At 67.8% G+C, this 23627-nt stretch carries 16 protein-coding genes and 1 pseudogene; 8 read left to right on the top strand and 9 right to left on the bottom strand.

The features are described 5' to 3' along the window. Positions 1 to 12: 12 nt before the first annotated feature. The 4 genes and pseudogenes from UCD39_RS00290 to UCD39_RS00270 form a co-directional block, all read right to left on the bottom strand. A complete protein-coding gene (locus UCD39_RS00290; RefSeq protein WP_330494169.1) occupies positions 13 to 2946 on the bottom strand; it encodes a CheR family methyltransferase in 2934 nt (977 codons plus the stop codon). Then, positions 2943 to 4059: pseudogene (gene cheB / locus UCD39_RS28365) on the bottom strand (chemotaxis-specific protein-glutamate methyltransferase CheB). Before cheB ends, UCD39_RS00290 begins: the two are co-directional and overlap by 4 nt. After that, complete coding sequence (locus tag UCD39_RS00275) at positions 4056 to 5567, bottom strand: chemotaxis protein CheW (protein ID WP_330495464.1); 1512 nt, start codon at positions 5565 to 5567, stop codon at positions 4056 to 4058. The pseudogene cheB and the gene UCD39_RS00275 overlap by 4 nt, the downstream one beginning before the upstream one ends. A gap of 20 nt (positions 5568 to 5587) precedes the next feature. Then, positions 5588 to 7564 carry a methyl-accepting chemotaxis protein gene (locus tag UCD39_RS00270; protein WP_330494167.1) on the bottom strand — a complete coding sequence of 659 codons (1977 nt, stop codon included), beginning with the start codon at positions 7562 to 7564 and terminating at the stop codon, positions 5588 to 5590. A 167-nt stretch (positions 7565 to 7731) separates the two neighbouring features. Here UCD39_RS00270 and UCD39_RS00265 point away from each other — a divergent pair, with 167 nt between their 5' ends. After that, on the top strand, positions 7732 to 8154 hold the full coding sequence (locus UCD39_RS00265; protein ID WP_330494166.1) for a hypothetical protein: 423 nt from the start codon (positions 7732 to 7734) through the stop codon (positions 8152 to 8154). 19 nt (positions 8155 to 8173) lie between these two features. Here the strand turns inward: UCD39_RS00265 and msrB are convergent, their stop codons facing one another. Then, a complete protein-coding gene (gene msrB, locus UCD39_RS00260) occupies positions 8174 to 8572 on the bottom strand; it encodes a peptide-methionine (R)-S-oxide reductase MsrB (protein ID WP_330494165.1) in 399 nt (132 codons plus the stop codon). Positions 8573 to 8717: 145 nt separating this feature from the next. On the opposite strand from msrB, the gene UCD39_RS00255 reads away from it, so the two are divergent. Further along, positions 8718 to 9434 (top strand): MgtC/SapB family protein, encoded by a 717-nt coding sequence (locus UCD39_RS00255; RefSeq protein ID WP_330494164.1) that lies wholly within the window; start codon positions 8718 to 8720, stop codon positions 9432 to 9434. A 3-nt stretch (positions 9435 to 9437) separates the two neighbouring features. On the opposite strand, the gene UCD39_RS00250 is transcribed toward UCD39_RS00255, so the two are convergent. Next, on the bottom strand, positions 9438 to 10874 hold the full coding sequence (locus UCD39_RS00250; RefSeq protein ID WP_145730848.1) for a helix-turn-helix domain-containing protein: 1437 nt from the start codon (positions 10872 to 10874) through the stop codon (positions 9438 to 9440). A 218-nt stretch (positions 10875 to 11092) separates the two neighbouring features. Between UCD39_RS00250 and UCD39_RS00245 the strand changes: the two genes are divergently transcribed. The 4 genes from UCD39_RS00245 (at position 11093) to UCD39_RS00230 (ending at position 18248) form a co-directional block, all read left to right on the top strand. Continuing rightward, entirely contained in the window at positions 11093 to 12628 is a 1536-nt protein-coding gene (locus UCD39_RS00245) for an acyl-CoA carboxylase subunit beta (RefSeq protein WP_330494163.1), read from the top strand. A 28-nt stretch (positions 12629 to 12656) separates the two neighbouring features. Then, positions 12657 to 14678 (top strand): acetyl-CoA carboxylase biotin carboxylase subunit, encoded by a 2022-nt coding sequence (locus UCD39_RS00240; protein WP_330494162.1) that lies wholly within the window; start codon positions 12657 to 12659, stop codon positions 14676 to 14678. A gap of 5 nt (positions 14679 to 14683) precedes the next feature. After that, on the top strand, positions 14684 to 16834 hold the full coding sequence (gene scpA, locus UCD39_RS00235) for a methylmalonyl-CoA mutase (protein ID WP_330494161.1): 2151 nt from the start codon (positions 14684 to 14686) through the stop codon (positions 16832 to 16834). Positions 16835 to 16967: 133 nt separating this feature from the next. After that, on the top strand, positions 16968 to 18248 hold the full coding sequence (locus tag UCD39_RS00230; RefSeq protein WP_330494160.1) for a DUF3422 family protein: 1281 nt from the start codon (positions 16968 to 16970) through the stop codon (positions 18246 to 18248). Between the two features lie 17 nt (positions 18249 to 18265). Here UCD39_RS00230 and UCD39_RS00225 read toward each other — a convergent pair whose 3' ends face one another. Both UCD39_RS00225 and UCD39_RS00220 read right to left on the bottom strand, forming a co-directional pair. After that, entirely contained in the window at positions 18266 to 18646 is a 381-nt protein-coding gene (locus UCD39_RS00225) for a hypothetical protein (RefSeq protein WP_330494159.1), read from the bottom strand. 163 nt (positions 18647 to 18809) lie between these two features. Beyond that, a complete protein-coding gene (locus UCD39_RS00220) occupies positions 18810 to 19874 on the bottom strand; it encodes an NAD(P)-dependent alcohol dehydrogenase (protein WP_330494158.1) in 1065 nt (354 codons plus the stop codon). Positions 19875 to 20259: 385 nt separating this feature from the next. Between UCD39_RS00220 and UCD39_RS00215 the strand changes: the two genes are divergently transcribed. Further along, complete coding sequence (locus UCD39_RS00215; protein ID WP_330494157.1) at positions 20260 to 20931, top strand: sulfotransferase domain-containing protein; 672 nt, start codon at positions 20260 to 20262, stop codon at positions 20929 to 20931. 2 nt (positions 20932 to 20933) lie between these two features. Here the strand turns inward: UCD39_RS00215 and UCD39_RS00210 are convergent, their stop codons facing one another. After that, positions 20934 to 21317, bottom strand: a complete 384-nt coding sequence (locus tag UCD39_RS00210) for a spore germination protein GerW family protein (RefSeq protein WP_186455665.1) — start codon at positions 21315 to 21317, stop codon at positions 20934 to 20936. Positions 21318 to 21577: 260 nt separating this feature from the next. Between UCD39_RS00210 and UCD39_RS00205 the strand changes: the two genes are divergently transcribed. Further along, positions 21578 to 23536: a CocE/NonD family hydrolase gene (locus UCD39_RS00205; RefSeq protein WP_330494156.1), complete on the top strand. Its 1959-nt coding sequence runs from the start codon at positions 21578 to 21580 to the stop codon at positions 23534 to 23536. Positions 23537 to 23627 lie beyond the last annotated feature (91 nt).

Genomic DNA, 23627 nt, shown 5'->3' with positions numbered 1-23627 from the left:
GCCGCGCTTCCCTCATGACCGGTCCTCCATGGGCGTTTCTCCGTCGCGGTGCGCGATGGCGATCAGGCCCGGTAGGTCCAACACCATCAGCAGCCCCCCATCCCCCAGAAGGGTGGTGCCCAGCACGCCGGGCATGGCGGCCAACAAGCCGGACATGGGACGCAGCACCACGTCATGCCGCCCCAGGAATGCGTCAACCTCCACCGCCATCACTCCGTCCTTCCCTCGCACGATGACCGCCCGCAGGGTATCGCCCCCCCTGCCGGCGGTGGCCGGCTGGTCGAGCAAATGGGACAGCGCCAACAAGGGCACCGCCGTGTCGCGCAGGACAAAGGCGCGGCCGGCACGGATGGGCAGGACACTGTCGCGGGCGACGCGCACCGTCTCGACCACAGCGTCCATCGGCAGACCATAGCGCTCACCGCCCGCCGATACGACCATTACCTTGGTCAGCACCAGGTTCATGGGTAGGGTCAATCGCACCGTCGTTCCCGAGCCCACCGCACTCCGCAAGCCAACGCTACCGCCCAGGCGGCTGATGGCGGCGCGCACGGCATCCATTCCGACCCCGCGCCCCGACAGGGAGGTCACGGTCTCCGCCGTGGAAAAGCCGGGGCGGAACACCAGATCCAAGACCTGGTCGTCGGGCAGGTCGGCGACCGTGGCGGCTGGCACCACGCCGCGGGCCGCCGCTGTCTGCCGGATACGGTCTGGGTCCATGCCACGCCCATCGTCCGTGACCTCGATGACCATGCGGTCGCCTTCCCGCCCCACGATCAGACCAATGCGGGCCCGTTCGGGCTTACCCGCCGAGACCCGCGCCGCCGGCGGCTCGACACCATGATCGACGGCATTGCGCAGCAGATGGGTCAGCGGTTCGAACAATCCCTCCACGATCCCCTTGTCGGCCTGCACCTCCTGGCCATCCACAACCAGGTCGGCCTCCTTGCCGATGGCGGCGGCCATCTCACGCACCATGCGGGGGAAACGGCGCAAAAGGGGCAGGACGGGCACAAGGCGAATGTCCGTGACGGTGCGGTGCAGCCGACCCACCAGCCGGTCCAGCGTCGCCTGGCGATCGCCCATGATCCGGGCCGCCACGTCCGGGGCCAGGCCATCCGCCATGCGGGCCGCCAGGTCCGCCAAGGCGTTCTTGGCGACCACCAACTCGTCCACCAACGCCACCAGGGTGTCGACGCGGCCGGCGTCCACGCGCAGCCCGCGTGGGCCCTCCACCGCGGGTGGGGCCAGGCCGACCGGCGCTCCCGAGGAAGGCGGCGACCAGTTCAGCGCCTGTATCTGGTCAGGCATGAAGCGGAAGGGCGCCTTGACCGCGTCCAAGGGCGCGGCGGACAGCAGCTCGACCACCAGATCGCAGGCATAGGGATCGTAGGCGTCCGACGCCGGTGGGGCATCGGGCCGGCGGAAAACCCGAAAGGCCAGCAAATCGGGCACCGCGCGGACCAGGGCGATGGGGTCTTCCCCGCGGAAATAACATCCGGCGTCCGGCGTGTAGCGTAGCGCCGTCACGGTGGGGTGGTGGACCACGTCCAACGCCCGCTCCCGGAACAGGCTCTCGACCCAGTGGGTGTCCGAGGGGGCGGTATCCGCCCGTTCGACGTCGGGGCCGGTATGGGACGTCCCTGGGGCCAGGAAGCCGCGTAAGCGCTGCGACAGGGCACGGGCCACGTCGCCCGCGTCGTCGGGCAGCGCCCCCCCTGTCACCCTTAGGGCGTCCAACCAGCGTTCCGTCTGGCCGGTGGCGGCGATCAGGGCATCCGTGGCCGCCCGCGACAAGGCCGAGCGGCCGTCCCGCCGCGCGCCCAGCAGGTCCTCGGCCACATGCAGCACCTCGGCCATCGCCGGCAGGTCGAACAGCCCCACCGACCCTTTTAGCGTATGAATGGCACGGAAGGCCTGGTCGACCAGGGTGGCATCCTCCGGCCGCGCCTCCAGCGCCAGCAGGGCTTCGCCCGCCTGCTGCGCTTGTTCCGGCCCCTCGATGAGGAATTGCTCCAGCAGTTCATCCATGGGCGACCGTTCCCCGCGCGCGGTTCCCCCCGGGCGTTTCTCCTGCGCGCCATCCAGGGGCCGCTGATAGACCACCGCGTCCTCGAAGCGCCGCACGGCGAAGCTGTCGCTCAACCGCGCCAGGGACTCCGAATGGCCCAGACAGAGGTAGCCGCCCGGCAGCAGCCGATCAAAAAGGTTGGCCACCGCCAGGCGGCGGGACAGGTCGTCGAAATAGATCAGCAGGTTGCGGCAAAAAATGACGTCGAAGCGGCCTTGCGCTGCCAATGTCGCCTCATCCACTAGGTTGGCGCTGGTGAAGGTCACGGATTCCCGCAGATCCTGGATGATCTGAAAACGCTCCGCCCCGCTCCCCTCGACCGGCAGGAAATAATCCTGGCGCAGCTCCACCGGCAGACGCGCCAACGACTTGGCGGCATAGCGCCCCGCCCGCGCCTCCGCCAGGGCGCGGGTGTCGATGTCCGACCCCACGATCTCCACATGATAGGCATCGACCATGGCCCAGTTTTCCAGCAGCCAGATGGCGATGGAATAGGGTTCCTCCCCCGTGGCGCAGGGCATGGACCAGAGGCGCAGCCGGTCGCCCGGCCCCCGCCGGGACACGATGTCCGGCAGCATGTCACGGCTGAGGCACTTCAGCTGATGGTCTTCGCGGTAGAAATAGGTCTCGTTGACGGTGAAGCTGTTGATCAGGTGTTCCAATTCCACCGGATCGGCGCGCAGCCGGGTGAAATAATCCTCGAAGGTCGCGGCCCCCATTTCGGCCATGCGCTGCGCCACCCGCCGATCGATGTAGTACCGCTTGCTTTCCCCGAACTGCATACCGGTGCGCAGGTACAGGAACTCGCAGAAGCGGGCGAGATCCGGCGCGCTCAGCGGCGGCGTTTCCCCATCATCGGTGCGGCGGGGGCTCATGGCCCCACCATGCGGCGCAGGTGGGACGCGATCTGATCCACCGGCGCCACCACATCGGCACCGCCTGCCTTGACCAATTCACCCGGCATGCCCCAGACGACGGCCGTCTCCTCGGCTTCGGCGACGGTGCGTCCCTGCCGGGCACGTAGCCGTGTCATGGCCGCCGCGCCGTCATATCCCATGCCGGTCATGAGCACACCGACCAACAGGCGCGCATCGACATGCTCCAGGGCGCTGTCGACTAGCCGGTCCACGCTGGGGTGCCAGCGGTGTTCTTCCTTGGACGGGGCGGGCATCACCATCAGGCCCGCGGGGCGGCGGCTCAGGATCACGTCGGCGTCGCCTTTGCCGATATAGACATGGCCAGGAACCAGGGGCACGGGCCGCGTCACTTCCCGCACCGTGAGCGGGCATAGCCGGTCCAGTCGGCGGGCCAACGCGCCGGTGAAGGTGGCCGGCATATGCTGGGCCACCACCACGGGCCATGGGAAATCGGCTGGCAGCCCATCCAGCACAGCATCCAGGGCGGGTGGCCCGCCGGTGGAACAGCCGATCAGGACCAAGCCCGGCGGAATCCCCCGCCTTGCCGGCTGGACGCGGGTCGTCCAGCGGGTCGGCCTCCTCCGGCGCGGGAGGGCGCCTGGCAGCCTGGACAGCCGGGGTATCCCACCCCTGCGCTTGGCGGCGCAGGCGTTCCACTAGGCGGTGGGACCGGCGCAACCGCGCGCGCGCCGCCCCCCGCACCTTGTCCAGCAATTCCGGCCCCAGCCGGTCCATCTTCAGCGAAATCGCGCCATCGGGCTTCTGGATGAAGTCCACCGCCCCCAGCGCCATGGCCTCCAGTGTCACCTCCGCGCCGGCTTCGGTGAGGGATGAAACCATCACCACCGGCCGGGGCCGCTCCACCATGATCTGGTCCAGGCAGGAGAGGCCGTCCATCTGCGGCATATGAACGTCCAGGGTAATGACGTCCGGGTCGAAGTCGCGCAGCCGCGCCAGGGCCTCCAGGCCGTCGCGGGCGGTGGCGACCTCGAAATCACCGGCGGCGGCGAACAGGTTGCCCAACAGCCGGCGCATCAGGGCGCTGTCATCGACGATCAGGACCCGGGTCACGGCGGCGCCGATCCGGGGTCGTCAACGGCCCCCTGCGGTGGGCCGCCCAGCGTCGCCAGCAGGTCACGCTCCGTCCGGCTGAGCAAGGCCCGCGGCTCGATCAGCAGGATCATGCGCTCCGGGCCATCGGCGGTCCGCAGGGTGGCGACACGGGTGAAGATCGTCTCCCCGCCGTCCGCCGCATGGGCCAGATCCGGCGTCTCACACACCTGATCGGCGGACAGGGTCAGTATCTCCGACACGCCATCGACGGCGAAGCCCGCCAACGTTCCGTCGATGCGCGTGACCACCACCCGGCGCCGTGTGCCGGCGTCCCCGGCTACACCGAAGCGGCGACGCTGGTCGATGACAGGCAGGACCTGGCCGCGAAGGGTCATGGCCCCTTCGATGAAGGGGGGCGCCTTGGGAACGCGGGTCAGGGTTTCGGGCAGGCGCACGACCTCCGCCACCGCATCGACAGGCAAGCCATATTCCTCGCCGCCCACGTGGAAGACGACGACGCGGTCAGCCGCCGCATCGGGGTTGACTGTGTCCATGGCGGAACTCCCTTCCTCGCCATCTTCGGCGCGCCCCTGTGCCAGAAGATGGGCCACCGTCTCATTCCGGAACAGCCGCGCGGCGGACAGGATGGAAACCAGGCCGCGACCGTCGGGCAGGCGGCAGAGGGACTGGATCTGCGCCTCGCCCCGGCCACGGTTCAAGACGGCCGGCACGGCGGCGACGCTCTCGGCCGGGACCCGCAAGATGGTGGTCAGGCGGTCCACCAGCAAACCCACGTGGCCCCCGGGGCCATGGGCCACGATCACGCGGGCGCCACGGCCTTCATCCGCACCACCTTCCAGGCCCAGAAGGACGCGGGCGCTGACGATGGGCAGAAGGCGCCCGCGATGCGAAACGGTCCCCACCATCGCCGCGTCACTGCCGGGCAGGTAGGCCAGATGGTCCGGCACGGTGATGGCCTCCGCCACCTCCGCCAGCGGCAGGGCGTAGCTCTGCCCCGCCAGGGCGAAGGCCAAGAAGGCCCGTTCATCGACGGCGGCGCGGGCCTGGTGCCCAACGGATCGCGCGCCGCTATCGCCCCGGCGCGTCCGCGCGGCCAAACCGGCAAAGGCCCGCCGCAGCAGCTCTTTCAGGTCGATCAGGCGCGCAGCGCCGTCCCCGTCGGTATACAGGGCGCCATCAGGGCTAGGGCCGGCGGTATCCAGGTCGGCCAGCGTGCCGACCTCATTGACCGCCAAGGCCACCGGTTCCCCAGCGTCGAACAGCAGGACACGGCCGCCCTCGGGGGCCGCCCCCCCATCCCCTTCAAGTAGGCGGGACAGGGAAATCACCGGCACAACGGAGCCGCGCACGGTCGCGATGCCCATCAGGCTGGCGGGGGCATGCGGCACACGGGTGATGGGCGGGGGGCGCAGCACCTCCGTCACCGCACCGGCGGGGACCGCCAGCCGGGTGGCGCCCACGCGAAAGGTGAGAACCCGCGCAGATCCCCCCGCCTGAGTCGACATTCCCCCGGTGGATGGTGTGCTCATCCCCCGACCTTCTGGAGTTCGCCCTTCTGGAGTTCATCGGCCAGCGACGCGATCTCCTCAATGGCGGCGGCCAGATCCTCGGCCCCGCGCGACTGCTGCCGCGCGGCGGTGGCGGCCTGCATCGCGGCCCCACCGGCCAGTTCAGCCGCGGCCGCGATCTGCCGCACCCCGCTCAGCACCTCGCCCACCGTCGCGCCGATGGCGTCGGCGCCCTGGGCGATCTCGGTGCCCAGGGCGTGAAGCTCCTGGGCGGAACCGGCGATTCCCCCCAACCGCACGTCGATATCCTTGTTCTTATGCACCTCCGCTTCCGCCACGGCGGCGATGTGCTCCAGATCGCGCCGCACGGTGGCGACCTGAAGCTGAAACTGGCGGATCAAATCCTTGGCGCGATCGGCGTTCTCCCCGGAATCGCGCGCCAGGGCGCGGATGTCGGTGGAGACGACGGCGAACCCCGCCCCCTGGTCGCCCACGCGCGCCGCCTCGACCGAACCGCTGACGGCCAGCATCGTGGTCTGCACGGCAACGATGGCGATGCCGTCGACGATCTTTTCCATGCGCCGGCCGGACTCCTCCAGCGCATCGACCAGATCCACCACGGCGCGGGTTTCCGCCAGCGCGGCCCCGACCCCGGCGGTCAGTTTGCCAACGCCGCCCCGACCTTCGGCCAGCAAGATCTGCGACCGCGCCATGCGCTCCACCACCTGGGTGGCGTTGGCGCTGGTGGCCTGGGCCGCCTGGTGTATCTGCCCCATGGCGCTGCTGGACTGCTGGGTGGACGCCGCCTGGATCTGGGCGCCACGGCTGATCTGGTTGATGGCGATCAGGATTTCACCGGCGGCGCCGGATAACTGTTGCACCGCCGCCGACAACTGTTCCGCCGCGGCCCCAACCTCCTCCGCCAGGCTGGCGCGCTGGCGGGCGTCGCCCAGGCCGTCCGAAAGGGCGGCCAGGGCTTCCGCCGCCTCCCGGCTCTGGTCCAGCGCCTGGCTTTGCTGCGCCACCGAGCGTTGGGCCTCGGCTGCCGCGGCCGACTGCTCCTCCGCCGCGCTGGAGACGCTTTCGGCCCCCTTCTGCGCCTCACGCGCGGCGGTATCCGCCTCCACCGCCGCCAGCAGGATGGCTTGGGCGCCCGAGACCAGCGCCGCCAGTCCGGCGCGGATATCCTCCAGCAGGATGGAAACAGCCCGGCCTTCGGCGGCTTCGGCCGTGGCCGTCGCGGCGGCGGCGCGGATGCGCGCGGCGATGGCGCGAACCTCCTCGGTGATGCCGTCGGCCAGGGACTGCACGTCGCGGGACCGCTTCTCCGATGTTTCAGACAGGGCCCGCACCTCATCCGCCACCACGGCGAATCCCCGGCCCAGGTCTCCCGCCCGCGCCGCCTCGATGGCGGCGTTCAGGGCCAGCAAACCGGTCTGGTCGGCGATGTCGGCCACCGTGCGGGTGATCTCGCCAATGTGGGCGGCATGCAGCTCCAGGCCCACGACGATATCCACCGACTTGAGCTGGCGAGCGGCGTTTGCGGTGACCGCACTCACCGATGCCTCGATCAGGGCGGCGGCCTCCGTCAGTTGGGTCTGCAAGGCCACGGTGCGCACCTGCGCCCGGTCCGCCCGCTCCCGCGCCTGTTGGAAAGAGGTCGCCATGCCGGCCACGGCGGCCAAGGATTCATGGCTGGCGGATGCCGCCTCCTCCGCCGCGCTGGCGATCTGTTCCAACGACCGGCCCAGTTCCTCCGCCGCGGCGGCCGCTTCCGCCACGCCGCTGGCCAGTTCCGCCGTGGCGGCGGCGATGCGTTCCGCTGCCGTCTGGCGGGTCGCTGACGACCGGGCGCGGCGCGGGCGCTTGGCCGGCGCGTTGGGCTGGGCCGTGGCCGCTTTGGAAGGCCCCGCCGGTGCCGCAGCCGCTTCTGCGGCCAACGCGCGGGAGCGCCCCTTGGCGCCGGCCAGCCGGGAGGTTTTTACCAATGCCATGTGTGCCCCCCAAATCAGCCCCTGACCAGCGGCCCCCTGTACCGTCAAGACCCTTGCGGCGCCGGATTTGGTTTTACAGGCGCCGCGCTTGCCTCGGCAATCGACGTAATGCCATAGGCTATACGGCAGGCGGGTCGGCGCGGACAGAGGAATAGAGGGGCCGGAAAATGACGGGAACCAAGAACGCCCTGGGGCGGATAGCGAGCGTGGTGGCGGCGCTGTGCACCCTGGCCGCCGCGGGACAGGTGCACGCCGGCGCACCGGTGGAGGTGGAGGTGACGCGGGGCGCCGACGATGATGTCACCACCGCCCTGGCCGCCGCCGTGATGCAGGCCTTCGGTAATGACGACGGCTTCGCCCTCAGCCAGGGGCGCCGCGCCAATTCCCTGATCGTCGTGGTGCAGGCGCCCACAGCGGCCGCGCGCGCCGGCATCCATTACAAGCTGGCCTTCCCCATCCGCTTCCTGTCGGCGCAGGGCCAGACCCTGGGCTTCACCCAGGTCGTCTGCCAGGAAAACACCCTGAACAAATGCGCGGAGCAGACGGTGGCGGCGGCCGGCCCCGCCGCCAACAAGCTGGGCCGGCACTGAGCGCTGGGGCCACCCGGTTTCAGTCGGGCTCGAAAGTCATCGCCACGCCGTTGATGCAATAGCGCTGGTAGGTGGGCGGCGGGCCATCGGGGAAAACGTGCCCCAGGTGGCTGCCGCACCGGGCGCAATGCACCTCCGTCCGCACCATGCCGTGGCTGCGGTCCACCGTGGTGGCGACGGAACCCTCGACCGGATCGTTGAAGCTGGGCCAACCGGTGCCGCTTTCGAACTTGTGGGCGGACTGGAACAGCGGCTGGCCGCAGCCGGCGCAGGAAAAGGTGCCCGGCCGCTTCTCATGGTTCAGGGCGCAACTGCCGGGCCTCTCGGTGCCATGGCCGCGCATGACGGCGTACTGCTCCGGCGTCAGCAATTGGCGCCATTCCTCGTCCGTGCGCACGACCTCGTATTCGCCACTCATGCTCAAGGCTCCTTTCTGACAAATCGCTTCCCGATATGGGCGTTATCCACGCCAATTGCCACAGTGTCGGCGGCTTGCCTTCCGTCGCGGCCGCGGTCATAAACGGCGCTGATCGGCGCGGCGCCCGAAGACCAAGGAATACAGGATGATAACCGACGACCTGACCAACCCCTTGGAAGTGGTGGCCCGCCTGGCAATGGCGTTGACCCTGGGCTCCGGCATCGGCTTTGAGCGCCAGTTGCACCAGAAGATGGCGGGGTTGCGCACCAACGCCCTGGTGGCCCTGGGCTCCGCCGGTTTCGTCATCTTCTCCGCCATGGTGGGCCAGGGCGACCCCACCCGCGTCGCCGCCCAGGTGGTGTCGGGCATCGGCTTCCTGGGGGCCGGCGTCATCCTGCGCGAGGGCGTGAACGTCCACGGGCTGAACACCGCCGCCACCCTGTGGTGTTCCGCCATGGTCGGCACCTTCGCCGGTGGCGGCTATTGGCTGCCCAGCGTGGCGGCGGCCGGCTTCGTCGTGATCACCAACCTGATCCTGCGTCCCCTGGTGCGCCGCATGAACCGCCGCATCCTGGTGGCCACGGATGTGGAGACGCACTACACCGTTTCCGTCACCTGCAAGGGGGCGGAGGAGGCGCACATCCGCTCCCTGCTCATGCACGCGCTCAGCCACGGCGGCCTGGGCCTGCGCCGCATCGACAGCCAGGACGTGCCGGACACCACCAAGGTGGACGTGACCGCCAAGGCCGTCTCCCCCACCCGCAACGACGCGGCGATGGAACAGATGGTGGGCCGCCTCAGCCTGGAACCCTACGTCTACGCCGTCAGCTGGGAAGTGGAGCGGGCCGAGCCCGAGGGCTGAGGGCTACTTCACCCCCGCCGGCGTCATGCTGAACGGCACGACGTGGCGTTCATGCCCGGCGATGGCCAGGCCCCGGCCGATGGAAGGGAAGGCGCGGTGGCGGCAGTCGTCGCGGTCGCAGACCTTGCAACTGGAACCGATGGGCACCGCCGTTTCCTGGTTCTGCAAATCCAGGCCGGCGGAATAGACCAGCTCGGCGGCATGGCTGATCTCACAGCCCAGGCCCAGCGCCGCCTCGCGCGGGCGGGACAGGTGGCCGCCGCCGGTCAGGGTGACGGTGCGGGCGATGCAGAGATAGGTGACGCCGTCGGGCGTGCGCGCCACCTGCACCAGGATGCGGCCCGGCTGGGCGAAAGCCTCGTGCACATTCCACAAGGGGCAGGCGCCGCCGAAACGGGCGAACTGGAACCGGGTGGCGCTGCTGCGTTTGAAGATGTTGCCCGCCCGGTCGACCTTCAGGAAATAGAAAGGGATGCCGGCGTTGCCCGGCCGCTGCATGGTGCTGAGCCGGTGGCACACCTGCTCGAAACTGGTGCCGAAATGGTTCTGCAGCCGCTCGATATCGTGGCGCACCGCCCGCGCCTGGGTCAGGAAGCGGCCATAGGGCAGGATCAGGGCGCCGGCGAAATAATTGGCCAGGCCGGTATAGGCCAGGGCCCGCGCCTCCGGGCTGCTGAGTGGGGCCTTGCGCACCTCCTCCTCGATCAGGGGGGCGAACTGCATGCGGCCGATCTGCTGCGCCAGGAAAAAGGCGCGGCTTTCGCGCGGCGCGCTTTCCGCCAGGTGCAACTGGCGCAGCGCTGGATCATAGCGCCACAGCACCCCCTCCGTCCCCAGCGCGGGGGACACGGCGCAGGCGACCCCATGCCGGTCGCGCAGGTAGTCGATCAAATCCTCCAAGAGGCGGGTGGGCGCGAAACCCTGGCTTTCGAACAGCGTCTCCGCCGCCACGTCCAGGCTAGCGAAATGGTTGCGCTTGCTCTGCACGAAGTCGCGGACATCGTCGTAGGGGAACGGGGCCGTGCCGCTGGTCTCCGCCTCCAAATCCTGATCCAGGCGGTGGCGGGCCCCCTCCTCCATCAGATGCTGATAGGCGCGGTAGAGCTTGATGAACTGGCCGGCGATGCCGGGGGCGGCGCGCACCGCGTCGCTGATGGCGCTGAGGCTGGACCCATCGTCGGCGAACAGCGGATCGCCGAGCACCTCGCGCAGCTCGCTGCCCAGGCGCAGGTCGCTGTCGTCGGCGAAATGGCGCGGTTCCACCCCGAAGACGGCGGAAATGGCGGCCAGCGCCGCAGCGCTGAGCGGCCGCTGGTTGTTCTCGATCTGGCTCAGATAACTCATGGACAGGTGGCTGGCCTGGGCCAAGGCGGACAGCGCCATGCCCCGCTGCTGCCGCAACTGCCGCACCCGTTCGCCTGCGAAGATCTTACCCGCCATGGCCGCCGCGCCTTTCCTCCGTTTCACAAAGTTTACAAAATATCGGCCCCGGCGTCGCACGATTTCGCGTGGCATTGACTTGAACTGGGATCACACTGTTTGCAAACATCGCAGCTGTCAATCAAGGCCACGGGGCCAACCTTTGCGTGAGTCCCACCCGGCCATAGCCACCAAGCCGCCGCCACCCGGCGCAGCGATAACCGGTCAGGAGACGGGCGTTGACGCTCACGGTCATTGAAACCCTCGAAGCCAAACGCCAGGGCGCCCGCGCGGGCGGCGGCGAAAAGCGCGTGGCGGCCCAGCATGCCAAGGGCAAGCTGACGGCCCGCGAGCGGCTGGAACTGTTGCTGGACGCCGGTTCCTTCGAGGAATGGGACATGTTCGTGGAGCACCGCTGCGCCGACTTCGGCATGGCGGAGCAGAAGGTGCCGGGCGATGGCGTGGTGACCGGCCACGGCACCATCAACGGCCGCTTGGTCTTCGTTTTCAGCCAGGACTTCACGGTCTTTGGCGGCTCCCTCTCCGAGGCGCACGCCGAGAAGATCTGCAAGATCATGGACCAGGCGATGAAGGTGGGCGCCCCCGTCATCGGCCTGAACGACAGTGGCGGCGCCCGCATCCAGGAGGGGGTGGCCAGCCTGGGCGGCTATGCCGAGGTGTTCCAGCGCAACGTCCTGGCCTCCGGTGTCGTGCCGCAGCTGTCGCTGATCATGGGCCCCTGCGCCGGCGGCGCCGTCTACAGCCCGGCCATGACCGACTTCATCTTCATGGTGAAGGACAGCAGCTACATGTTCGTCACCGGCCCCGACGTGGTGAAGACGGTGACGCATGAGGTGGTGACGGCGGAGGAACTGGGCGGGGCCGTAACCCACACCGCCAAGTCCGGCGTGGCCGACCTCGCCTTCAATAACGATGTCGAGGCGCTGCTGCACACCCGCCGCTTCTTCGACTTCCTGCCGCTGTCCAACAGGGAACCGGCCCCGGTGCGCGTCACCGCCGACCCGGTGGACCGGCCGGAGCCGTCGCTGGGCACCCTGGTGCCGGCCAACCCCAACAAGCCCTATGACATGAAGGAACTGATCCTGAAGGTCGTGGATGAGGGCGACTTCTTCGAGCTGCAGCCGGATTACGCCAAGAACATCATCATCGGTTTCGGCCGGCTGAACGGGTCCACCGTGGGCTTCGTGGCCAACCAGCCGCTGGTGCTGGCGGGCTGCCTGGACATCGACAGTTCCATCAAGGCGGCGCGCTTCGTGCGCTTCTGCGACGCCTTCAACATCCCGCTCTGCACCCTGGTGGACGTGCCCGGTTTCCTGCCCGGCACGGCTCAGGAATACAACGGCATCATCAAGCACGGCGCCAAGCTGCTGTTCGCCTATGGCGAGGCCACGGTGCCCAAGGTCACGCTGATCACCCGCAAGGCCTATGGCGGCGCCTATGACGTCATGGCGTCCAAGCACCTGCGCGGCGACGTCAACTACGCCTGGCCATCCGCCGAGATCGCGGTGATGGGCCCCAAGGGCGCCGTCGAGATCATCTTCCGCGCCGATATCGGCGACCCGGCCAAGATCGACGCCCGGACGGAGGAATACCGGCAGAAGTTCGCCAACCCCTTCGTCGCCGCCTCACGCGGGTACATCGACGACATCATCAAGCCGCAAAACACCCGCCGCCGCCTGATCAAGGCGTTCTCCATGCTGAAGAACAAGAAGCTGGAGAACCCCTGGAAGAAGCACGACAACCTGCCGCTATAATTTGCCGCTCTCTGGGGGCCTGCCCGCGATGTTCACCAAGATTTTGATCGCCAACCGGGGCGAGATCGCCTGCCGGGTCATCAAGACGGCACGCCGCATGGGCATCAAGACCGTCGCCGTCTATTCCGAGGCCGACGCCGGCGCCTTGCATGTGCAGATGGCGGATGAGGCCGTGGCCATCGGCCCGGCGCCGTCGGCCCAAAGCTATCTGGTGGCCGACCGCATCATCCAGGCCTGCCTGGAGACGGGGGCCGAGGCCGTGCATCCCGGCTATGGCTTCTTGTCGGAAAAGGCCGCGTTCTGCGAGGCCTTGAAGGCCGCCGGCATCGCCTTCATCGGCCCGGACGTCCACGCCATCGGCGCCATGGGCGACAAGATCGAGTCCAAGAAGCTGGCCAAGGCCGCCGGCGTCTCCACCGTCCCTGGTTACCTGGGCGTCATCAAGGACGATGAGGAGGCGGTGCGCATCGCCCGCGACATCGGCTATCCGGTGATGATCAAGGCGTCAGCCGGCGGCGGCGGCAAGGGCATGCGCGTGGCCTGGGATGACGCCCAGACGCGCGAAGGCTTCCGCAGCGCCAGCAACGAGGCGCGGTCCAGCTTCGCCGACGACCGGGTGTTCATCGAAAAGTACGTGACCGAGCCCCGGCACATCGAAATTCAGGTCATGGCCGACGCCCATGGCAACTGCGTCTATCTGGGTGAGCGCGAATGCAGCATCCAGCGCCGCCACCAGAAGGTGATCGAGGAGGCGCCCAGCCCCTTCCTGGATGAGGCCACGCGCAAGGCCATGGGTGAGCAGGCCGTGGCCCTGGCGCAGGCGGTGCAGTACCGCAGCGCCGGCACGGTGGAGTTCATCGTCGATAAGGACCGTAACTTCTACTTCCTGGAGATGAACACCCGCCTGCAGGTGGAACATCCGGTGACGGAGATGATCACCGGCCTGGATCTGGTGGAACTGATGATCCGCGTGGCGGCGGGTGAGAAGCTGCCCCTGACCCAGGCCGACGTAAAGCTGACCGGCTGGGCGCTGGAGGCCCGCGTGTACGCGGAGGAGCCGACGCGCAATTTCCTGCCCTCCATCGGCCGCGTTACCCGCTACCGTCCCCCGTCGGAAGGGCCGGGCGCGCAAGTGGGCAGCGTCGTCCGCGTGGATACCGGCATCCACGAGGGCGGCGAGATCAGCATGTTCTACGATCCCATGATCGCCAAGCTGATCACCTATGGCCCCGACCGCGCCACAGCCATCACCGCCATGGGCGACGCGCTGGACCGTTTCCAGATCCGCGGCGTGGGCCACAACATCAGCTTCCTGGCCGCCCTGGTGGAATCCCGCCGCTTCGGTGAGGGCCGCCTGACCACCAACTTCATCGCCGAGGAATTCCCGGACGGCTTCCATGGCCGCGAGCTGCCGGCCGAGGGGCTGACCCGTCTGCTGGCCATGGCCGCCAGCATCCACCGCAGCCGGGTGGAGCGGGACGCCACTATCTCCAGCCAGATGGCCGGCCACCACCGCGTGGTCCCCACCACCTGGGTGGTGCGCTGTGGCCGTGACAATCATCCGGCGGAGATCGTCGCCGTGGATGGCGGCCCCGTGGACAGCGGCCACGACGTGACGCTGGACGGCCGGACCTATGCGGTGCGCAACAGCGACTGGCACCCCGGCCAATCCCTGTGGGCCGGCACCGTGGACGGTCACGCCCTGGCCGTGCAGGTGGACGGCACCGGCATCGGCTACCGCCTGTTCCATGGCGGGGCGGAGCTGGAGGTGCAGGTGCTGACCGCCCGCGCGGCGGAGTTCGCTGCCCTGATGCCCATCAAGGCCAAGCCGGACATGTCCAAGTTCCTGCTGTCGCCCATGCCGGGCCTGCTGGTCACCGTGGCGGTGGCCGTGGGCGACGAGGTCAAGGCCGGCCAGGAGCTGGCGGTGGTGGAGGCCATGAAGATGGAAAACATCCTGCGCGCCGACTCCGACGGCAAGGTCAAGAAGATCGCGGCCGAAAAGGGCACGTCCCTGGCCGTCGACCAGATCATCATCGAGTTCGAGTGACCATCATGAGCGACTTCCCCGAGAAGACCCTGGCCGATTGGCAGCGCCTGGCCGCCAAGGAATTCGGCGCCGACCCCGAGGGCTTGGTGCGGACCACGCCCGAGGGCATCGCGGTGAAGCCGCTCTACACCTCAGCGGACCTGGAGGGGCTGGAGCTTCAGACCCTGCCTGGCTTCGCGCCCTACACCCGCGGCCCCCGGGCCACCATGTACAGCCACCGGCCCTGGACCATCCGGCAGTACGCCGGCTTCTCCACGGCGGAGGAAAGCAACCGCTTCTACAAGGCCAACCTGGCGGCAGGCCAGATGGGCCTGTCGGTGGCCTTCGACCTGGCCACCCATCGCGGTTATGACAGCGACCACCCCCGCGTGGTGGGCGACGTGGGCAAGGCCGGCGTCGCCATCGACAGCGTGGAGGACATGAAGATCCTGTTCGACGGCATCCCGTTGGACAAGATGAGCGTGTCCATGACCATGAACGGCGCCGTGCTGCCGGTGCTGGCCGGCTACATCGTGGCGGCGGAGGAACAGGGTGTGGGCCAGGACAAGCTGTCCGGGACCATCCAGAACGACATCCTGAAGGAGTTCATGGTCCGCAACACCTACATCTACCCGCCCACCCCCAGCATGCGCATCGTGGCCGACATCATCGAGTACACGGCGCTGAACATGCCCAAGTTCAACTCCATCTCCATCAGCGGCTACCACATGCAGGAAGCCGGGGCCACGGCGGTGCAGGAACTGGCCTTCACCCTGGCCGACGGGTTGGAGTATGTGCGGGCGGCGGCGTCCAAGGGCCTGAAGGTCGACCAGTTCGCCCCGCGCCTGTCCTTCTTCTTCGCCATCGGCATGAACTTCTTCATGGAGGTGGCCAAGCTGCGCGCCGCCCGCCTGCTGTGGGCCAAGCTGATGAAGAAGCATTTCGACCCGCAGGATGCGCGGTCGCTGGCCCTGCGCACCCATTGCCAGACCTCGGGCGTCAGCCTGACGGAGCAGGACCCCTACAACAACGTGGTGCGCACCACCATCGAGGCCATGGCCGCCGTGCTGGGCGGCACCCAGTCCCTGCACACCAACAGCTTTGACGAGGCGCTGGGCCTGCCCACGCCGTTCTCCGCCCGCATCGCCCGCAACACCCAGCTGATCATCGCGGAGGAGACGGGCGTGCCCCACGTCGTCGACCCGCTGGGCGGCAGCTATTACGTGGAAAGCCTGACCCACAGCCTGGCGGCCGAGGCGGAGAAGCTGATCGACCAGGTGGAGGGCATGGGCGGCATGACCAAGGCCGTGGACAGCGGCTTGCCCAAGCTGATGATCGAGGAGGCGGCGGCCCGCCGCCAGGCCCGCATCGACCGGGGCGAGGAGGTGGTGGTCGGCGTCAACAAGTACCGGCCCCAGAACCCGGAGCGGGTGGAGGTGCTGGACATCGACAACACCGCCGTGCGCGAGGCCCAGATCGCCCGCCTCAACGCCATCCGCGCCGGTCGCGACGACGCGGCGGTGACGGCCGCGCTGCACGCCCTGTCCCAGGGTGCCGCTGACGGCACCGGCAACCTGCTGGACCTGGCCATCAAGGCGACGCGCGCCCGCGCCACCGTGGGCGAAATCTCCGACGCGCTGGAGAAGGTGTTCACCCGCCACCGCGCCGTCATCCGCTCCGTCAGCGGGGTCTACGGCTCGGCTTACGACGGCGATGAGGGCTTCAATCGCATCCGCAAGGATGTGGAGGCCTTCGCGGAGGCCGAGGGCCGCCGTCCGCGCATGCTGGTGGTGAAGATGGGCCAGGACGGCCACGACCGGGGCGCCAAGGTCATCGCCACGGCCTTCGCCGACATCGGCTTCGACGTCGACGTGGGCCCGCTGTTCCAGACGCCGGAGGAAGCGGCCCGCCAGGCGGTGGAGAACGACGTGCACGTCATCGGCGTGTCGTCGCAGGCCGCCGGGCACAAGACCCTGGTGCCGGCCCTGATCGACAGCCTGAAGGCGCAAGGCGCCGGCGACATCCTGGTGGTGTGCGGCGGCGTCATCCCGCCGCAGGACTATGACATGCTGTACCAGGCGGGCGCCGCCGCCATCTATGGCCCCGGCACCAACATCCCCACGGCGGCCGCCGAAATCCTGAACATCCTGCGCAAGCGCCGGCCGGCCGCCGCTTGACCCGTCACCGCCGCAGCCATGCAGGCAGCGAAGGACCGCGTGCGCGGGGCGCACGGCGGTCCGGCCTGGCGGCATGCCCACCCTGTGTTAGCATTCTGGGCGTGGCACCACTGACGGCGTAGGAACGGGCATCATGGGCATGGAGTCGGATCACCCGCTGCGTGGCGTTCTGATGCAGGAGTTGCACTCCCGCATGGCCCTGCCCCTGGCGGCCCCGGCGGAGGTCTTCCACGTCACCTATCTCTGCACCCCGGCGGAGGGAACGGCCTGTGCCGCCCGGCTGCTGACGGTCCTGGGCGCCGCGCCCGCGACCGATGCCGAGGCGCCACGCTACGGTGTCATCGCCACCACCATCGCCGGCCGCCCCGCGCAAGTGAAATGGGAACACCATACCGAGTTCCTCAGCACCAGCGTGGCCGTCAGCGGCACCGATGGGGACGCGACCCGTCTGGCTGTGGAAACCTTGCTGGACGGTGTGTTCGCCCCCATGGGGCCGCGCCGCCTGGCGGCCGTGCATATCCGGGTGGAGCCGGCGGACGGCGCCCCCGCGCCCCACGCCCTGACGGTGCGCTTTCCCACCGGCAGTTGCGCCGGCGCCGTGGTCAATGGCGGCGAGGCCCTGGTGGCCCTGGATTTCCACATTGACGATGACGGCTACAGCCGGGCCCTGATCCAGAATTGGGGGTTGACCAACGACCGCCTCGGCCGGCTGGTCCAGCGCATTCTGGAGATCGAAACCTACCGCGCCGCCGCCTTTCTGGCCTTTCCCCAGGCGCGGGACACCATGGCGGCCTTGACCGACATGGAACGGCGGCTGGAGGAAGCCGTGGGTCGCATCCGCGACAGCAAGACCCCAGCGGAGGATCGCGCCATCCTGGACAGCCTGACCACCCTGGCCGTCGACCTGGGCCACCTGGTCACCCGCAACCGCTGGCGTTTCGGCGCCAGCCTGGCCTATGGCGAGATCGTGAACGAGCGGCTGGAGGAACTGCGGGAAGAACGCATCCCCGGCCTGCAGCGCGTCGGCCTGTTCCTGAAGCGGCGCTTGCGGCCCGGCATTCGGACGGTGGAGGCCGCCGCGCGCCTTCAAGCCGAACTGGCCGCCGGCATGGAACGCGCCCAGGCCAGCCTGCGTACCCGGGTCGACGTCAGCCTGTCCAGCCAGAGCGCCGCGCTGCTGACCTCACTGGACCGCAATTCCAGCATGCATGTCCGCATCCAGGAGGCGGTGGAGGCGCTGTCCATCGTGGGCATCACCTACTACCTGGTGTCGCTGGTGGAAAAGGTGATGCACGGCCTGCCGGAAACGGAGGGCTGGCCCTCCACCAGCCGCATCGTGGCCATCGCCGTGCCGGTGTGCGCCGGCGTCGTAGCCATCGCCGCCCGCTGGCTGCGGCGCAACATGCCGCATTGAAGGACCGTAGCCGGGGCCTATTTGGGCGGGGCGTAGCAGGCGGCGATGTCGGCGCAATTCACCGCCTTGGGCCCCGCCAGGGTGCCGGTATTCTGGGTCTCGTCGCGGCTGAGACTATCGCCGCGTGATGGCGGCGGTAATTCCAGCGGTCCGAACAAGACCTTCAGCCGGGTATATTCGGCATCGTGGTAAGCCTTCTCCTCCTCCGGTGTCGGCAACACGCGCGGGGTGATGATGATGTCGCGGGGAATCTCGTCGGTTAAAGCCGGCGGGGCGGCAGGGCCGGCGGCCGGACTATCGGTCGAATTGCCCGTATCCTGGGCCTCTGCCCCAGGCGACAGGAGGACGGCCACGCCGGTCAGGGCAACGCTGGCAAGGATCAGCAGAGAACGACGCATGATGTCACCGCTTCTAGGCCGAAGGATGGCCAAAAGCGTAGTCCACGCCCGACCGACCGCCAACCAAAACGCGATGCCGACCAAATAAATTCAATTTCACCTGAATGAAACGGGCAACGATATCCCCTTCGCCGCCCGTTCATTACGGGTGGAAAAAAGGCGATCAGAACGCGGCTTCGGCGCTTTTCAGCGATGCCATGTCGATAACGAAACGATACCGCACATCGCTGGCGACGACGCGGTCATACGCCTCGTTCACACCCTGGATGGCGATGGTTTCGATGTCGCTGGTGATGGCGTGCTTGCCACAGAAGTCCAACATCTCCTGCGTCTCCTTGATGCCGCCGATCAGGGAACCGGCCAGGCTGCGGCGCCCCATGATCAAGGAGAAGGCGCCGACGGGCACCTGTTCCTCCGGCACGCCCAGCACGACCAGCGCGCCATCGACCTTCAGCAGGCCCAGATAGGCGTTCCAGTCGATGGGCGCCGACACGGTGTTGATGACCAGGTCGAAGGTGCCCGCCAGCTTGGTGAAGGTCGTTTCATCCGACGTGGCGTAAAAATGGTCGGCGCCCAGGCGCCGGCCATCAGCCTCCTTGCGCAGCGACTGGCTGAGCACCGTGACCTCGGCCCCCATGGCGTGGGCCAGCTTCACCCCCATGTGGCCCAGGCCGCCCATGCCGATGATGGCCACCTTCTTGCCCGGCCCGGCCTTCCAATGGGCCAGCGGGGAATAGAGCGTGATGCCGGCGCACAGCAACGGTGCCGCAGCGTCCAACGGCAGATTATCGGGAATGCGCAGCACGTAGTTCTCATCCACCACGATGGTGGTGGAATAGCCGCCCTGGCTCAGGGTCTTTCCGTCACGCTCCATCGCGTTGTAGGTGCCGGTCATCCCCTGGGTGCAGTACTGCTCCAGGCCCTGGAGGCAGTATTCACAGGTGCGGCAGCTGTCGACGAAGCAGCCGACGCCCACCCGGTCACCCACCTTGTACTTGGTTACGGCCGGGCCGACCTGGGTGACGATGCCGGCGATCTCATGCCCCGGCACCATGGGAAACAGGCTGCCGCCCCATTCATCCCGCGCCTGGTGAACGTCGGAATGGCAGATGCCGCAGTATTGGATATCGATGACCACGTCGTGGTCGCGGGGGTCCCGGCGCTCGAAGGTGAACGGCGCCAGGGCTTCCTTGGCCTTGTAGGCCGCATATCCCAAGGTCTTGATCACGTCAGCCCCTCTCTGATGGCTTGATCTCACGATAAGGCGCGGCTTCCCGGTGTCCCCCCCGGTGCGGGCGATCCGCCCCTCGAAGCCATGCCCGCCCCACATAGGAAGTGAAGTGACTTAGTTCAACCGCTCACCCTGTCGGTTGATCAAAAAGATTGGCCGGCCATCGGGCATGGCGGGCTGGCGCGATATTATTGCGACGAAATAGCCCACGCGCACCGTGTAATCACTGTGGATATGATTCCCGCCATAATATTCATCACAAAAGATTGCAATCGTGCAAAAAGATAACGATCTCCCAGATATTGGAAATAATGACATTATTGTTTGTGTCGGACTGCCGGGAAGCGCCTCCACCTGGTCGTTCAACGTGGTGCGCGAACTATTGTCCCATGCCTACGGGGAGGATGGCTTCAAGTCGGATTACCATAATGAGTTGGACCACCACGTCGGCATCGGTGACAGGCCCAAGATTCCCCTGGTGCTGAAGACCCACCACCCGGACACCCTGACCCAGGTGCGGATCGCGCACGAGGACATCCCCGCCATCATCACCCTGCGCGACCCCCGCGATTGCGTCGCCTCGCTGATGCAGCGCTTCGACCTGCCGTTCAATGAGGCCTTCGCCTATGTGCTCCGCAGCGTGCGGCGGGTGCAGGCCTGCCTGGTCCATGGCCGGTGCGCGCTGGTGTTCCGGTACGAGGAGGATTTCCATAACAAGCTGGACTCGGTGGCCCGCGTCGCGGATTTCATTGGCGTCAGCGTGCCCGATGCGGTTCTCAGGGCCATTCATGAAGGCCTGCTGACCCAGACCGTCAAGCGCACCCTGGCGGAAATGGAAAATTCGGGCCGCTTCGCCGTGAACGCCGGCACCGACGCCAAGCCCAACCTGTATGACCCTGTCACCCACTGGCACAAAACCCACATCGGCGACGGCGCGGTGGGCAAGTACAAGACTCTTCCGGACCGGGCACGGTCCCTGATGGACAACGCCTTCTGGTCCTTCCTGGCGGCCTACTACCTGCCGCAGGACGCCGTCATGCCGTTGGATGCCTGAGATCAGGCGTCCACGGTCGAGGGTGCCGCCGCCTCGTCCTGCGGGACGCGGGGGCCGCGCATCCGGGTGACCATGGCCGTGACATGCTCGGCCGCCGCCTTGGTGGTTTCCGGCGCGATGGGATGGAAGGTCACCTTCCCGTCCTGAACCACCAGGACCGCGCAGGGAATGACGCCGCCGCCCCCACCGCCGCCCACCGCCTCGCCCCACACGCTGCCGCCATAAACGCCGACACCAAAGGTGGTGATGTTGACCGGAACGATGAGGCCGCCGGGTATCTCCACCGGCGTGCCCAGGACGCCCTTGCCCAGGATGGTTTCAAACTCCGTCAGCAGATCCTGGGACAGGGTCTTGGTCGGATCGGCGAGGAAAGGGTTGAGTAGCATGGCGGCAGCCTCCTTTGTGCGCCGCAACACTATCATGGCGGGTGTCGCTATGGAATATTTCCACTTAAGGAATCAGCTCGAGGGGCTGTAACCGTTCCGTTACCGAACGCCATTTGACCCGACCGCCTACCCCGGTATCGTTCATCCCCGCTCGCGCTGACGCGCGGGATATTGGATAAAAAGGGGCAAGGGTCATGGCTAGGTTGAAATCGGGACAGGCGGCCGGACGGGCTCGCCGAGGACCGCAGGCGCGTCCACATTTGGGGCGCCTGCGTGTCGGCTTCGGCGCCGCGGGGTTTGGACTTCTCGCCTTGTTGGCCGGCACGTCGCCGTTGAGCAGCACGGCCTGGGCGCAGACGACGTCCCCCCTGTCCCCCATGGCCCCCGACATCCCGGCCAAGGTCGACACCGCCATCGAGGGCGCGGACTACATCAAGCGCGATGTCATGATTCCGATGCGCGATGGGGTGAAGCTGCACACCGTCATCGTCATCCCCAAGGGCGCCAAGGGCGCGCCCATCATGCTGACCCGTACCCCCTATAACGCGACCAAGCGCGCCAAGCGGTCCGTCAGCCCGCACATGCTGGCGACTTTGGCCCAAGGGGATGAGAGTTTCGTGGCCGAAGGCTACATCCGCGTTTTCCAGGACATCCGCGGCAAATACGGGTCGGAGGGGGACTATGTCATGACCCGCCCGCTGCGCGGCCCCCTCAACGACAGCGAGGTCGACCACGCCACCGACGCCTACGACACCATCGACTGGCTGGTGAAGAACGTGCCGGAAAGCAACGGCAAGGTCGGCATGGTGGGCTCCTCCTACGAAGGGTTCACCGTGCTGATGGCCCTGGTTAACCCGCATCCCGCCTTGAAAGCCGCCGTGCCCATGAGCCCCATGGTGGATGGCTGGAAGGGCGACGACTGGTTCCACAACGGCGCCTTCCGCCAGACCAATTTCGATTATTTCCAACACCAGACCACGGTGCGGGGCCTGGGCGATGACATCCCACGCGGCATCTATGACGATTACGACGCCTTCTTGCGGGCTGGGTCGGCCGATGGCTTCGCCCGGCAGTACGGCCTGGCGCAATTGCCCTTCTGGCGCAAGCTGACGGAACACCCCACCTACGACGCCTATTGGCAGAACCAGGCGTTGGACACCATCCTGGGCGCCCGCACGCCCACGGTGCCCACCATGATCGTGGCCAGCCTGTGGGACCAGGAGGACATGTACGGCGCCGTCCACACCTATGAGGCGATCGAGCCCAAGGACATGCGCAACGACCTCAATTACCTGGTACTGGGCCCCTGGCGGCACAGCGGCGTGAACTATGACGGTTCCACCCTGGGGCCGCTGAAGTTCGAGGGCGACACCGCGCTGGATTTCCGGCGCAACACCATGCTGCCCTTCCTGGATGAACACCTGAAGGACGGCGCGCCCAAGGCCGATACGCCGCCGGTGCTGGTGTTCGAAAGCGGCACCAACGTCTGGCGCCGCCTGCAGAAGTGGCCGACGGCCTGCGCCAGCGGCTGCGCCGCCAGCCTCAAGCCGCTCTACCTGCAGGCGAACGGCGGGCTGGGCTTCAGCGCGCCGGCCAAGGGCGCCCCCGCTTTTGACGAGTATGTCTCCGATCCGGCCAAGCCCGTGCCCTACGTGCCGCGCCCGGTGCGCTTCTCCGACGGTGACGCCTGGAAACGCTGGCTGGTCACCGACCAGCGCGCCGTGGCCGACCGCACCGACGTTCTCGTCTACACCAGCGAGGTGCTGACGGCGCCGATGAAGATCAGCGGCGCGCCGGTGGTGAACCTCTACGCCTCCACCTCCGGCACCGACAGCGACTGGGTGGTGAAGCTGATCGACGTTTATCCCGACGAGGTGCCGTCCCAGCCCGAGATGGGGGGCTATCAGCTGGCGGTGGGCATGGACGTCTTCCGCGGCCGCTATCGCGACAGCCTGGAACACCCGACCGCCATACCGGCGGACAAGGTGCAGCGCTATCGGTTTGAGCTGCCCAACGCCAACCACGTCTTCCTGCCCGGCCACCGCATCATGGTGCAGGTCCAGTCCAGCTGGTTCCCGCTCTACGACCGCAATCCGCAAACCTTCGTGGACAATATTTTCCTGGCCAAGCCGGGCGACTATCGCAAGGCGACGCAGCGTGTGTTCCACCAGGGGTCACAGGCCAGCTTCATCGACCTGCCGGTGGTGCCCGCCGACTGAGGCGGAACCGAAATCTTTTCACCCAGGCTGGGCTGTCAGAGGCCGGGCGATCAACCGCCCGGCCTTTTTACCATCACCTCCGATTGCACGG

Origin of the sequence: Nitrospirillum karajorum, from assembly GCF_036348415.1 — a bacterium.
In the GTDB taxonomy this organism is placed as follows: domain Bacteria; phylum Pseudomonadota; class Alphaproteobacteria; order Azospirillales; family Azospirillaceae; genus Nitrospirillum; species Nitrospirillum amazonense_B.
Note: the sequence above shows the minus strand (reverse complement) of the source record. Positions and strands in the feature narration are given on the sequence as shown.